At 32.6% G+C, this 13,075-nt stretch carries 11 protein-coding genes and 1 pseudogene; 6 read left to right on the top strand and 6 right to left on the bottom strand.

Annotation, left to right across the window (positions count from 1 at the left end; all coding sequences use genetic code 11):
- Positions 1-77: 77 nt before the first annotated feature.
- A complete protein-coding gene (locus tag KA830_RS02775) occupies positions 78-1,190 on the top strand; it encodes a YibE/F family protein (protein ID WP_204180489.1) in 1,113 nt (370 codons plus the stop codon).
- Positions 1,187-1,975, top strand: coding sequence for a YibE/F family protein (locus KA830_RS02780; protein WP_204180490.1), 789 nt, complete (start codon positions 1,187-1,189; stop codon positions 1,973-1,975). The genes KA830_RS02775 and KA830_RS02780 overlap by 4 nt, the downstream gene beginning before the upstream one ends.
- 186 nt (positions 1,976-2,161) lie before the next feature.
- Here KA830_RS02780 and KA830_RS02785 read toward each other — a convergent pair whose 3' ends face one another.
- The 3 genes from KA830_RS02785 to KA830_RS02795 all read right to left on the bottom strand — a co-directional run bounded on the left by KA830_RS02785 (position 2,162) and on the right by KA830_RS02795 (position 4,399).
- A complete protein-coding gene (locus KA830_RS02785; RefSeq protein WP_070038314.1) occupies positions 2,162-2,794 on the bottom strand; it encodes a hypothetical protein in 633 nt (210 codons plus the stop codon).
- Between the two features lie 740 nt (positions 2,795-3,534).
- Positions 3,535-4,005, bottom strand: a complete 471-nt coding sequence (locus KA830_RS02790; protein WP_204180492.1) for a GNAT family N-acetyltransferase — start codon at positions 4,003-4,005, stop codon at positions 3,535-3,537.
- Between the two features lies 1 nt (position 4,006).
- A complete protein-coding gene (locus KA830_RS02795; protein ID WP_070657465.1) occupies positions 4,007-4,399 on the bottom strand; it encodes an NUDIX hydrolase in 393 nt (130 codons plus the stop codon).
- Positions 4,400-4,581: 182 nt separating this feature from the next.
- Here KA830_RS02795 and KA830_RS02800 point away from each other — a divergent pair, with 182 nt between their 5' ends.
- Entirely contained in the window at positions 4,582-4,851 is a 270-nt protein-coding gene (locus KA830_RS02800; protein WP_019467864.1) for a hypothetical protein, read from the top strand.
- 124 nt (positions 4,852-4,975) lie between these two features.
- Here KA830_RS02800 and KA830_RS02805 read toward each other — a convergent pair whose 3' ends face one another.
- Together KA830_RS02805 and KA830_RS02810 are read right to left on the bottom strand one after the other, a co-directional pair.
- Positions 4,976-5,941 carry a LysM peptidoglycan-binding domain-containing protein gene (locus tag KA830_RS02805; RefSeq protein ID WP_046207001.1) on the bottom strand — a complete coding sequence of 322 codons (966 nt, stop codon included), beginning with the start codon at positions 5,939-5,941 and terminating at the stop codon, positions 4,976-4,978.
- 163 nt (positions 5,942-6,104) lie between these two features.
- On the bottom strand, positions 6,105-6,884 hold the full coding sequence (locus KA830_RS02810) for an arylamine N-acetyltransferase family protein (RefSeq protein ID WP_070657463.1): 780 nt from the start codon (positions 6,882-6,884) through the stop codon (positions 6,105-6,107).
- A gap of 445 nt (positions 6,885-7,329) precedes the next feature.
- On the opposite strand from KA830_RS02810, the gene ilvD reads away from it, so the two are divergent.
- The 3 genes and pseudogenes from ilvD to KA830_RS02825 all read left to right on the top strand — a co-directional run bounded on the left by ilvD (position 7,330) and on the right by KA830_RS02825 (position 9,603).
- A complete protein-coding gene (gene ilvD / locus KA830_RS02815; RefSeq protein WP_064209961.1) occupies positions 7,330-9,030 on the top strand; it encodes a dihydroxy-acid dehydratase in 1,701 nt (566 codons plus the stop codon).
- A gap of 170 nt (positions 9,031-9,200) precedes the next feature.
- Positions 9,201-9,365 (top strand): annotated as a pseudogene (locus tag KA830_RS02820) (helix-turn-helix domain-containing protein); the annotation flags it as partial.
- 13 nt (positions 9,366-9,378) lie between these two features.
- Positions 9,379-9,603, top strand: coding sequence for a helix-turn-helix domain-containing protein (locus KA830_RS02825; protein ID WP_225792162.1), 225 nt, complete (start codon positions 9,379-9,381; stop codon positions 9,601-9,603).
- 867 nt (positions 9,604-10,470) lie between these two features.
- Here KA830_RS02825 and lip read toward each other — a convergent pair.
- Entirely contained in the window at positions 10,471-12,777 is a 2,307-nt protein-coding gene (lip, locus tag KA830_RS02830) for a YSIRK-targeted triacylglycerol lipase (RefSeq protein WP_204180491.1), read from the bottom strand.
- Positions 12,778-13,075 lie beyond the last annotated feature (298 nt).

Consider the following 13,075-nt stretch of genomic DNA (forward strand, 5'->3'; position numbering starts at 1 on the left):
ATGCATAAAACTTTTGAATTTAAATCGTTGTGAGCGTATAATCGCATTGTCTATATAGAGAGGACTGAAACAAAACAATGCCTTTTAAAACGATATTTAAACGGCCTTTTGGTTGGGTCGTCTTGATATTCATGATCTTATTTTTAGCTGTATTTATTTTCACATTTTTCAATGACAGATTTTACGATACACCAATTGGTCAAATCACAAAAATCGAAAATAAATCCACATCACACATTACGGATGATAATCACAATAAAGATACTAAATATAACCAAACCCTAACACTTAAAATTTTAAACGGGAAGTTCAAGGGGCAAACGACGAAGATACCACACCATTACATAGCATCACAAGCTGATAGTGAAGCATTCTCCAAACACAACAAAGTTTTGTTACACATTGGCAAGCATCTAGGTGATACTTATATCATAGAAAAGAAACGAGATAGCCTCGTCGTTATGATAACTGGAATATTTTTATTAACCGTTTTACTGGTAGGTCGAAAAATCGGTTTACAATCGATACTGTCTTTAGTTTTCAATACTATTGTTGTGCTCTTGGCTATCTACTTACACAGTAAATTCCCGAATTTAAACTTATTTGCACTTATGAGTATCGGTGTCATTTTCAGCACGATATTCACTTTACTCTTAGTTACTGGTTGGCGATGGCGAACGTCAATTACGATAGCAAGCACTTTATTAGGGACTTTTATTTGTGTTGGTGCTACCCAATTAGTTATTGAATTAACAGGCGGTGCTGGCTTAAAGTTTGAAACTATGAGTTTCTTAACTTTGCCTCCTAAGGACGTTTTCCTCGCTTCTGTTATGATTGGCACACTCGGTGCTGTCATGGATGTTGCTATCACAATATCAAGTGGCATGGCTGAAATATTACGCAGAACGCCTAACATCAACATGACTCGTTGGGCGCTCGCAGGACGTAATATTGGCCAAGATATTATGGGGACAATGACAAATATCTTATTATTTTCATATTTATCTGGTAGTCTTCCAATGTTTCTTATATATCTTAAAAATGCCAATACAGTTACTTATACAATTTCCATGAATTGGTCATTAGAAATTTCCCGGGCAATTACTGGTGGTATTGGCATTGTTTTAACTATTCCAATCACTATTTTATTAATGCAATTATGGTTTAAAATGCGAGGTGCTAATCAGTGAGCGTCATAACAATCTTAGGTTTTATACTTTTCTTATTAATGGCAATCTTTGGAGGAAAAAAAGGAATCATCTCTTATTTAACACTCTTTTTAAATTTTGTCATATTATTAATCACTGTTATTATCATTATGCTCGGTACGCCTATTTATCTTGTAACACTAATATTCTGTATCGTTATCGCAGCATGTAATTTATTCGTTTTAAATAGTTACAATACAAAAACCAAAGCAGCATTTTGCGCGACGATTATTACTACTTTATGCTTGATAGTCGGCATTTATTTATCAGTATCTATCGGACATTTACAAGGATTTACGACCGAGCAACAAGATGAAACGTATATTTTTTCTATGAATATTGGCATTGATATGGTGAAATTCATGGTGTTCACAGTAGTGCTTGCCGTCATAGCTGCGGTGATTGATTTAGCAATAACAATCAGTTCACCCATGTATGAGCTATACGAAACCAACCCAACTTTATCAAGCAAAGCATTGTTTCAATCTGGTATGCGGGTAGGACGTGAAATTTTAGCTACATCTGCAAACACAATTTATCTAGCCTATTTTGGTGGGCAATTAACGTTATTCTTTTGGTTTTTTAGATTGAACTATTCTTTTGGACATATCATCAATTCTAAAATCTTCGCACAAGAATTTATATCCATTCTTCTAGGTGGTATCGCTGTTGCAATCAGCATCCCTATTACTGCTTGGATAACTGCACTTTTAATTAAATATCAAAAAAAGCGTCATCCAGAACACACACATCAATCGTCACATTAAAAAATGAAAAGGAAGTGGGACATCTTTAAATGCTTCCCACTTCCTTCTTAAATTTGTATAATTATATAATGCATACATACTAATTTTTATAATTAAAGCTTTTTACCATCCTACAATGGCACAAATTTTTCAGCTTTTATTTGTGAATTTAACTTTCCAAGCGTTTTTTCAACACATTGATATCATTTAAAGTTCTTGCAATTTTTCATTTAATAACCGTATTTTACGTTCTCGTAACTTTGTGTAATATGCGATATCCTCTTCTCTTGTTTGCAGTGGGAATATATAATAAATATCTTGATAAAAATCAATATTAAATTTAGTACGTCTACCTTCCAATACAATTCTCGAACTACTAGGTTGTGCCAAGGATAATTCATATTTGGGCATCACACTATGGTACACATTGACTATCTTCCCATCTTTGATTAAATCTGAAGTATTGATAAATTTAATCTCTATATGGTTTTCATTCGCTAAACTTCTCGTTAATAATGCTAACATAATGTCACAAAACATAATTGTCATAATCCCTTTGTTTTCAAAAGGAGGTGCCACCTCTAATTTTTCAATGTATACCTTTTCAGTTTCATCAAAATGATCAAATCTAGAACTAAATGTATCGTAAGCTTCATTTTCATATCTAGTAATAACGCTTGTCGCAATATAATCAAATGAAGTACCTTTCAAATAATAGTAACATTCCCCAAAATCTACGAACCTTTGATATGTAAAAGGTTTTATTTCTTCATTAAAATTTTTACACATAATATTAAATGGACTCACATTTTGGCTCACATTGTTACGTTTTATAAGCATAAAATAACCTCCTATTACATTGTTTTTCATCATAATAGTTGGCTATCGCAATACTCGCTGTCGACACACATAGAAAAACACCCCACATCAAATGTGAAGTGCCAAAGCTCATGTTTACTTTTCAACTTAAGAACAATGATTATTAATCAATAAAATAATCTACTATTTATGTCATGCTAAACTTTTAAAAATCAAACTTCTACAAAGTATCATCTAAACTTATGACAGCAGACAACATTAATAAATGACTTTCAACCATAATATCTATTAAGCTCTACGTACAATCTCATATGCGAAGCACTTGCAAAAGCCAATCTTAACGTTTTAAAAATGATTTTTCATAAACCAAACTGCACATCAAGAAGTTCAAATAAAAATCTTCGGTTCATATTGTCTATTCAATCTAATCATGCTTGAGCAATTCAGTTTAACAGCTTATACATTCAAAATAATCATATCCTTATTTTATATTATTTATATATTTAACATTTAATAACCAACCATAGCAGATTTTCATATTTAAATAAACATAATTGATTCATCTAAATTTAAATAATTATAATATATTTTTCATTCTGCGTTTAAAATCTTCAAATTTAATTATAGTTATCAATTTTTTACTCTTATTTATTTTCCATTTGTAACTCTATTACGCAACCACATTTATCAAGTTTTTCACGTAAAAAAAACGTCGCAAAGTCTAACAAACTCTGTTAGTTTTCACGACGCAACTTTTAATTTCAACAACTTTGCTTCATTATGTAGACAGGTTTGTTTTCTAATAACGTTTCCCCTACGATTTCATAATGATTTTGAATATAAAGTTTTCTAGCCAAATGGTTATCTGTATTAACCGTTAAACAAATTTCATTGATTGTCGGATAATACCGCTTGATATATTGAGGTAATGCTTGCATAACCTTTTTACCGTACCCGAATCCTCGATATTGACTATCCACACTAAAAGATCTAAAAAATATTGCATTTGGGTTTGTAGAATAAGGTTTGACCCCTTCACCTTCATGTAACGTAAAAAAGCCAACACATCGGTCTTTGTCATCATACACTAACGTAGGGTGACGTTCTTGATCTCGATTTGCCAAATCAATATTTTCCAAAGGGGTTTTAGTGAATTTACGATCTTCTTCCAACAACGTAAATTTCTCTAAATCAGAAAATAACAATGTATGATACGGTCTTAATTTCACCATTTTAGATACCCGCTTCTTTAGCATATTCAATCCATGTAAGCACGGCAGGTGCAATTTTTTCTGTTTCATCTTTTTTCATCCACTTTATATCAGTAATTTCTTGTGCTGGTTTTACTGATGACCAATCAATTTCAAAAGATGTTGAAAAACAATTTAACTCCGTCTTTTTATCTTTTTGGGGATAAGCATCTCCTACAATTTTCCCCATATATGTAAAGGTTTCTTCCGAGATATCCAACTGTAATTCCTCTTGTAATTCTCTTCGTAAAGCTTGTTTTAGGGATTCTCCTGAATCTATTTTTCCACCTGGAAAATAATATTTATTTCTGTTTCTAGCTTGTACTAATAACAACTTGTCATCTGATTCAACTACTAAGCATACACATTTAATCATAACTAACGTCTCCACTCCCCCTCATGAATAAACATCATAATCAAACTATTTTTGTACTTTCAGCACTTATGTTATCATTTTTTCTTCCTTGAAAACATTTGGTATCTCTCTCTCACCATAGAGTTTAATTTATTTAATGTTATAATAATAAAACGGATTTTATAAAATGGAGGATTTCATTCATGGCTAAAAAAACAAAAATTAACCGCATTTCAAATACAATTAATTTCATAGGTATTGCCGTAGAAGGCTTTAATTGGTATGCATATCAATCAAAAAATAAAAAATTACTATACACGAGCATGGCTATTACAAGTGTGGGTGCAGTCTTAGATTTCTACACTGCCTTAAAATCACCTAAGAAATTTGCTAAAATATTTTCAACATTCACTTTGGCAAGTACGTTGTTCTCAACTGCCAAGCGTATAAAATCATTACGTCAAGAACCATAAATATAAACCGCACATCAATGTGTTGTAAAATTTCATAAAAGCAAAACAAACGTCAATTTCTATATAATTAATAGAAATTGACGTTTATGCGTGAGTGTCAAAAATATTTATTTCTTCGACAGCTTTAATGAATATATTTATATGAACTTACTTGAGATGCTGGAATTGTTCTATAAGTGACGATGCCAGGCGAAGCACTGTAGTTCATTTCAGAAACCGTAATACTACCATTTGAATTTACAGATTCTACAAATGCTACATGTCCATAATATCCAAGGTCACTTTGTAAGATTGACCCTACAGTTGCTCTATGATCTACTGTGTAGCCATCTCCTGGTGCAGCGTTGTCCCAATTATTAGCATTCCACCAATAAGTACTAATCCCTTTACCGATTTGAGCACGTTTATTAAATACATGCCATGTACACTGACCCCAGTCATATAAATTTGAATGATTGAATACCGGCGTTTTATAGCCAGTTGAACCTGTTGAGCCACTAGATGACGATGCAGTACCAGATACTTTTAATTTTTGTCCTGGATAGATATTAAAGTTTTTAAGACCATTCAAACTCATGATTTTTTGATAAGTCGTACCGTATTTAGCTGCAATCGCCGATAATGAATCGCCTGATTTCACTGTGTATGTCGTTGTGCTACCTGATGCAGTTGAACCACTTGTTGACGTAGATGTTGATCCAGATACTTTTAATTTCTGACCTGGATAGATTGTAAAATTCGAGAGTCCATTTAAACTCATAATTTTTTGGTATGTCGTCCCATGTTTTGCAGCAATCGATGACAATGAATCACCTGATTTCACTGTATATGTTGTCGCACTTGAGCTGCTTGTTGAAGTGCTTGAAGTTGTAGTACCTGACACTTTCAATGTTTGATTTGGAAAAATCACATTCGATGTCAAATTATTCAATGATTTCAATTTTGCTATTGAAATATTATATTTATTCGCTATTGACCAAAGAGAATCGCCACTTTTGACTTTGTATGTTGTAGCTGCATCTGCATTTGCAGAGTTAATAGCTGCAAGCGCACTTGTCCCAATTACAGTTGCTATTATTTTTTTATGCACTTATGTTAACCTCCCAAATATAAATCCGATACTTTTCGTTTCCATCACGCTTACTATTATACAATTTAATTTAACACTTTTGTATATAATTTATATGACATTATTATTACAAAGTAAACCTTTTGTTATTTCTAATGAAACATGGTTTTGAAAACTGTATATTTCAGTCAAATGTTTTTATATCTATATCTTTAATATTAAAATAACGATGTAAAAAGTATTTATAATTTTCAGATGTTATATTTTTCTTTTCCTTTTGACCATGATGTGTAATTGTTATATGATCATTCGACATTGTCACCCTACCATATGGCATTGCTTTACTAATTAACAGTTTCTGTACAAAAATAGATGATTCATTATTTTGATTAAACGCTATACCTGGTTCAAAATCTGCCAGTTCTCTAGGTTCATCTTTAAATTGATATTGCGTCTGCCATTTATAATCAACTTCTTTCTTCATTTCAAATGTATGGTCACTTACTTTACTTACCTTAAACTCACCGTTCACATCATAAACAGGTTGCTCATCATGTGCAATAGGTATGGCTGCTTTAGGTATATCCGCGTAACCGACATCAACTAAATATTTTTTCTGATTCAATATAACGATTAATGCCATATGTGAACCTTCCATGGCCCAGCCTGAACCATTATAAATTGTCGCAGAAACCATATAAACGTTATAGCCTTTACTTGTTAAATATTCACAAAACAATCTGTTTTGTTCATAACAATAACCACCTCTATGTTGGTTCACAATTTTATCTATCATTGATGCATTATCTAAAGCAATAGGTTGTCCATTCTGAACATTAATATTTTCAAATGGCACATTCAATACATATCTTTCAATATAATAGTTCAATGTTTCTAAGTGATTGCCATGATCTGTATGTGTGTCTATCTCTAAATAATTTTCTAATACGTTAAAATTAGTCATACAACTCCTCCATTTCTTAATAGCTTAAAAATAAGCTCGATACTCACGATGCATGAATTCAATTAGAAGTAACAAGCAAACCAGGAATTTTAAGTACATCAAAAAGCATCTTCAACTTAAACTCGATCAACCCCACTCATTCACTCGAAACAACAAAAATATAGTTATTCTAAGTTATGTATAATTTTCTTCAATATATTCTATTATTTTATATGATAAGGGGTAATAATGATTATAGACAATCTTTTGATATTGACATCAATTAAATAAATAGATATTGTGTATGTCTATACATTTGTATAGCTAATCTAATAATTTTTACACATTTTGGCACCTCACGGTTTAGTGATATGTATGAACGTTTAAGCGTCACACTGCTTGGTGTTTATTATTAATTTTCAGACTATTCTTAATATATTATGTTTTTTATTTTGGAGGGGATTATTTGAGCAAGGAACAATCGCAAAATCAACAACCAAACGATTTACGAATTCGCAGCAAAGTGATTAGTGAAGGTGTAAGTCGCACACCAAATCGATCTTATTTACGTGCACTTGGTTTTGAAGATGAAGATTTTGAAAAGCCTATGATAGGTGTCGCTAGTACATGGAGTGAAGTCACACCATGTAATATGCACATCGACGGTCTCGCTCGTGCAACTAAACGCGGTATAAGCGAATCCGGAGGTTCACCATTAATTTTTAATACGATAACAGTTTCAGATGGTATCTCCATGGGCACAGATGGTATGCGTTTCTCATTGCCAAGTCGTGAAATCATTGCTGATTCAATTGAGTCTGTAGTCAACGCAGAAAATTTAGATGGCGTAGTAGCAATCGGTGGCTGTGATAAAAACATGCCAGGATGTATGATTGGTATCGCTCGTCTTAATTTACCCGCTGTCTTTGTATATGGCGGTACTATATTACCCGGAAAATTAGATGGTAAAGATTTGGATGCCGTATCTGCTTTTGAAGGTGTGGGACAATACAATAATGGAGAAATAGATAAGGCAGCATTACATAAAGTAGAGTGCGCTGCTTGCCCTGGTGCTGGTGCTTGTGGTGGGATGTTTACTGCGAATACAATGTCCTCTGCCATTGAAGCTATGGGAATGAGCTTACCTGGAAGTGCGTCTCACCCAGCTGTATCAACTAATAAATCTAAAGATAGTCGTGCAGCAGGCAAAGCTGTTTATCATTTATTGGAACAAGGTATATATCCTAAAGATATCATGACCAAAGAAGCATTTGAAAATGCAATTACTGTTGTCATGGCATTAGGCGGATCTACAAATGCGATTTTACATTTACTAGCTATTGCACATACTATTGACGTAGATTTGACACTTGATGATTTTGAAAAAATACGTAAACGCGTACCGCATATTGCTGATTTAAGACCTAGCGGCAAATACGTCATGGCACATCTTGATGAAGTAGGTGGCGTGCCAGGCGTAATGAAATTATTACATGAAAAAGGGTTAATTCATGGAGATTGTTTAACAGTTACTGGGAAGACCGTTGCTGAAAACTTAGCTCAACAACCTAGCCTTTCTGACGATAAAGCCATCATTAATTTTGATCAGCCTAAACATCCTACGGGTCCACTTGTTATTTTAAAAGGTAATCTAGCACCTGAGGGCGCAGTAGCTAAAATTTCAGGTTTAAGTGTGACTTATATTAAAGGACCTGCTAAGGTTTTTGATTCAGAACCTGCAGCAACAAAAGCCATACTCAATGACGATATACAACCTGGAGATGTTGTGGTGATTCGCTATGCTGGACCAAAAGGGGCGCCTGGTATGCCAGAAATGCTATCAGCTTCTTCTATTTTAGTAGGAAAAGGATTAGGTGAATCTGTAGCATTGCTCACAGATGGACGTTTTTCAGGCGGTTCACATGGTCTAGTAGTTGGTCACGCTGCTCCAGAATCCCAAGCAGGGGGCCCAATGGCATTACTTCAAGAAGACGACATCATTACCATTGACGCTAAAAATTTAGAAATTAGTTTTGATATTTCTGATGAAGAGCTAGAACGTCGCCGCAATGCATGGCAAGCACCACCACTAAAAGAAACGCGTGGTACATTAGCAAAATATGCCAAACTCGTATCATCTGCTTCAAAAGGTGCAATTACTGACTAATGCATCACATTTGTTTAATACTATTCTATAATTAATGTTAAAAGTATAATTTAAACTCTTAATTAAAAACCAATGTACATCAAAAAGCACTGACCCCAAATAATGGAAATAAAATAAAAACACTTTCGTTGAATTCATTAAAAATGAATCCTACGGAGGTGTTTTTTTCTATGAAAAGAGTGTCGTATTCATTAGAAACAAAGCATAAAACTATTGAAATGAAAAAAGCTGGTTATACTATTAAAAAAATTATGGAAGCATTAAATATTAGAAACAGAACACAAGTGAAAACATGGTGGAGATGGTATCGAAATGGGGAAACTTACAGATTTAGCACATGAATTCGGCATGTCAAAATTCCAATTTATACGATATTTTAAAGAGCAAACTGGGATAACACCTTATCAATTTTTATTAAACAGCAAAATTGAAGAAGCAAAAAATATCATAGAAATAGATAAAGATATACATTTAGCAGTTAGTGAATTAGGATTTTCTGATTTAACACACTTAAATAGACAATTCAAAAAAATATACGGCATCACTGCAAACAATTACGCTCAGTCTTTTTAAACTTTATTACATATAGTTAATTTCACAAAATTTGATAATAGTATGATGTTAAGACATCAATGTTTTTGATTTACGAATTGACATTTACTTTGTTTCTATGGAAATTTTATATTTAAAAAAATGTTGCTTTTTGAAAATAAGCTTCTATTAAGTATAAATGATAATGTAATCATCTTTCATACACTTTTGAATACTTTATTGTTATATTTTTTTATTAAATTCCATTTTGGAATAATTTATTACTATTTAGGGAATTTCAAACAAAATTTAGCACAAGTCTTTTATAGTGAAGTTAACAAATAAAAGTGAGGTGAAGGACATGGACTTTATCATTGATATCATCAAAAAAATCGTTGGTTTATTCACAGGTAAATAATTTCTAACCTCTATAAAGAGACTGGTACGGTATGTATCAGTCTTTTTTTGATACATACTATAACCAATAGTTGCACTGAAACCATTCACTGATGTTGTTCTTTTTTATATTTCTCTCATCCTTCTTTAACGTCTTGTTTCACTTCCTTTACCCGTTCAATAAGCTTATTCACCTATCATACTTCATTATTATACAAAAATTGTATTCAAGAAAATATGACTCAAATCATAGTACGCTTAATAAAAAATAAACGAGGATAAAATCAAAACCATAAATTTTGATTATTTATCCTCGCTCAATTTTTCATATCAAATCGCCTTAAACCATTCTCTTTATATAATAATATTTAATTTCCTGCATTATATTTATCAATTTCTACTTTCTTACGAAAATAAAGTTTTCAATATATTAAATAATGAACCTACTAAATCAAAAAAGTCTCCACTCATCATTTACCCTCACCTTCATAAAATATATTTGCATCGCTTGATCTATGCTTCAGCGTTTTCAGTTTTTACTAAGTCTGAGGCAATGCCTTCATAAAATTGTCTTAATTCTGCTTGTGAACGCTTTGTATCATTACTATCTTGTCCGACAAAGTCCGCATGATCCCAATCATGCATAATTGGTGTCACTTGCCAAACACCTTTTTGAACCTGGTTCGATGCTTCTATATGTGCTTGATTAAATGGATGTAATGCTGAAATTGTTGAAACCAGACCATCATTGACACGCCATTCTTTTTCAGGTGCTTTTCCAATCACATTACCTGTTAATCCCATAGGTAAATACATGTTAATATCTGATTTTTGTTTACCAAATAATCCATCTCTTGTAGATTCTCCAGTATATGTCTTATAAACGATGTTCGGATTTAGTGATGTTTTTTTATTTAATTCAGTCGCTCCTGCTCTGGTTAAATCATAAAAGCCATTATCGTTTGTCGTCCATAATTTACTATCTTTCAATCGTTTAACATATTGATTATATGTCTCATCATCTTTTTGTTTTAAGCCCCATTGCTCAAGACCAAAGCTAACTTTAGAATTTTTATTACCTTTTAGTTTCGCGTAATCAAACGCAACTTGTCTGATGAGCGTTTCATTACCTAATTGATCAGCTGCGTGTGTACCATTATGGGGTGTTGCTAAGGTAGTAATTGAACTAATCATGTTATCGTTATTACCTTGAAATACTGGTGCTATATCGCCACCATGTTGTTTTTGATATTCTATTTCTTCTGGATTACCATTACGTAAATATTCTTCTAGTTGCCTAATCGTTTGTCCACCCATGCTATGACCAACTAAATGAACTTTTTGACCTGGTTGCCAGTCTTTATATACACCTTCATATGTCTTGCCATAACGTTCGTGACCATATTTTTCAGCATGTGCAGCCCCATAATCTACTGTACCGCCTTTAATGTAATAGTATAATTCAACTGCTCTGTCATGGTTACTACTTAACGCACCAATACTTGCTTCATATGCATTGTAACCCTTTTGTTCTAAGTCTTGTTGAATATTTAATTTGTCGCCTCCCCAATAATGAGGTAAAACAGAGGGTTTAATATCGTCTGTAAAACCATTAAAACCGTGTACTAATATAATGGGATCTTGGTTTTTATATTGGCCTTGTTTCGCTTTTTTTGTTGGTTGTTCTTGCGTTTTTTCAGCGTTCTGTTGATTCACTTGATTATTTGTTGTAGCAACCGCATTTTTCTTAAGTAAAGTTAAATTTTTATCTGGATCGTTTTTCTGTTGATTGCTTTGGCTATCTTCGTTAGCTAAATTGTCATTTTTTAATTGTCCAAATTTAATATCATTTTGAGATTCTGATTGGGATGCACTTTCATTTACTTTCATCTCTTTTACTTTATCTTGTTCATTGTAGTTTGGGTCTACTTCTTCTGTTGTCTGTGCTTCGGTTTTATCTTGCTTGTTGTAGTCCGGGTCTACTTCTTCTGTTGTCTCTGTTTTAGTTTTATCTTGTTTATTGTAGTCCGGGTCTACTTCTTCTGTTGCCTCTGCTTTGGCTTTATCTTGTTTATTGTAGTCCGGGTCTACTTCTTCTGTTGTCTCTGTTTTAGTTTTATCTTGTTTATTGTAGTCCGGGTCTACTTCTTTTGTTGCCTCTGCTTTGGCTTTATCTTGTTTGTTGTAGTCTGGGTCTACTTCTTCTGTTGCCTCTGTTTTAGTTTTATCTTGTTTATTGTAGTCTGGGTCTACTTCTTCTGTTGTCTCTGTTTTAGTTTTATCTTGTTTATTGTAGTCTGGATCTACTTCTTCTGTTGTCTCTGCTTTAGTTTTATCTTGCTTGTTGTAGTCTGGGTCTACTTCTTCTGTTGCCTCTGTTTTAGTTTTATCTTGTTTATTGTAGTCCGGGTCTACTTCTTCTGTTGCCTCTGCTTTGGCTTTATCTTGTTTATTGTAGTCCGGGTCTACTTCTTCTGTTGTGTTATTTTTATTATTTTCTAAGTCTACCTTTTCATTATTTACGTTTTCTGCATCAGTCGTTAATTTATCATTATGTAAGCTTTGATTTTCTGAAGTTTGTTTATCATGCTCTAAATTATTATTCTTATTAACCGGTACACTACTTTCCCCAGTAGTGTTATCACTATTTGTTTCCCCAACATGTTCCCCAATGTCCTGATAACTCATTTCGCTTGCTTGTTTTTCTGTTTCAGCAGCTTGCGCATTGTCTACGCCTATAAAGAGTAAAGATCCAATTAATATAGATGATGCGCCAAAAGTGAATTTGCGAATACTATATTTGTTTTTTTTCTGTTCCATACTAGACACCTCTTGGTTAATAGAATTTAATAAATAACAAACTTCCTTTTGCTAAATGAATAGATTTAAAATAAAACGCGGTACTAATTCGAAAATTTTACCAATAATCTCTTTCATAAATTACTCCTTTCAGAAAACGTTTTCAAATAATAGTAAAAATTAAATTATCTATTTAAAACAATTAATGCAATACAACAAATTTTTTAAATAAATAATTTAATTTGACCTTACTAAACAAATAAAAAATAGTCAACAATATAAATAAAAATATAATAACTTAATTCATACTTTACAAATT

It is taken from the genome of Staphylococcus sp. GDY8P119P (assembly GCF_017892075.1).
Taxonomy (GTDB): Bacteria; Bacillota; Bacilli; order Staphylococcales; family Staphylococcaceae; genus Staphylococcus; species Staphylococcus ureilyticus.

Coding starts and splice junctions, on each gene's coding strand:
- KA830_RS02825 (WP_225792162.1), top strand. CDS start 9,379: ATGTCAAAATTCCAATTTATACGATATTTTAAAGAGCAAACTGGGATA.
- KA830_RS02790 (WP_204180492.1), bottom strand. CDS start 4,005: ATGGTGAAATTAAGACCGTATCATACATTGTTATTTTCTGATTTAGAG.
- lip (WP_204180491.1), bottom strand. CDS start 12,777: ATGGAACAGAAAAAAAACAAATATAGTATTCGCAAATTCACTTTTGGC.
- KA830_RS02800 (WP_019467864.1), top strand. CDS start 4,582: ATGGCTAAAAAAACAAAAATTAACCGCATTTCAAATACAATTAATTTC.
- KA830_RS02795 (WP_070657465.1), bottom strand. CDS start 4,399: ATGATTAAATGTGTATGCTTAGTAGTTGAATCAGATGACAAGTTGTTA.
- KA830_RS02785 (WP_070038314.1), bottom strand. CDS start 2,794: ATGCTTATAAAACGTAACAATGTGAGCCAAAATGTGAGTCCATTTAAT.
- KA830_RS02775 (WP_204180489.1), top strand. CDS start 78: ATGCCTTTTAAAACGATATTTAAACGGCCTTTTGGTTGGGTCGTCTTG.
- KA830_RS02810 (WP_070657463.1), bottom strand. CDS start 6,884: ATGACTAATTTTAACGTATTAGAAAATTATTTAGAGATAGACACACAT.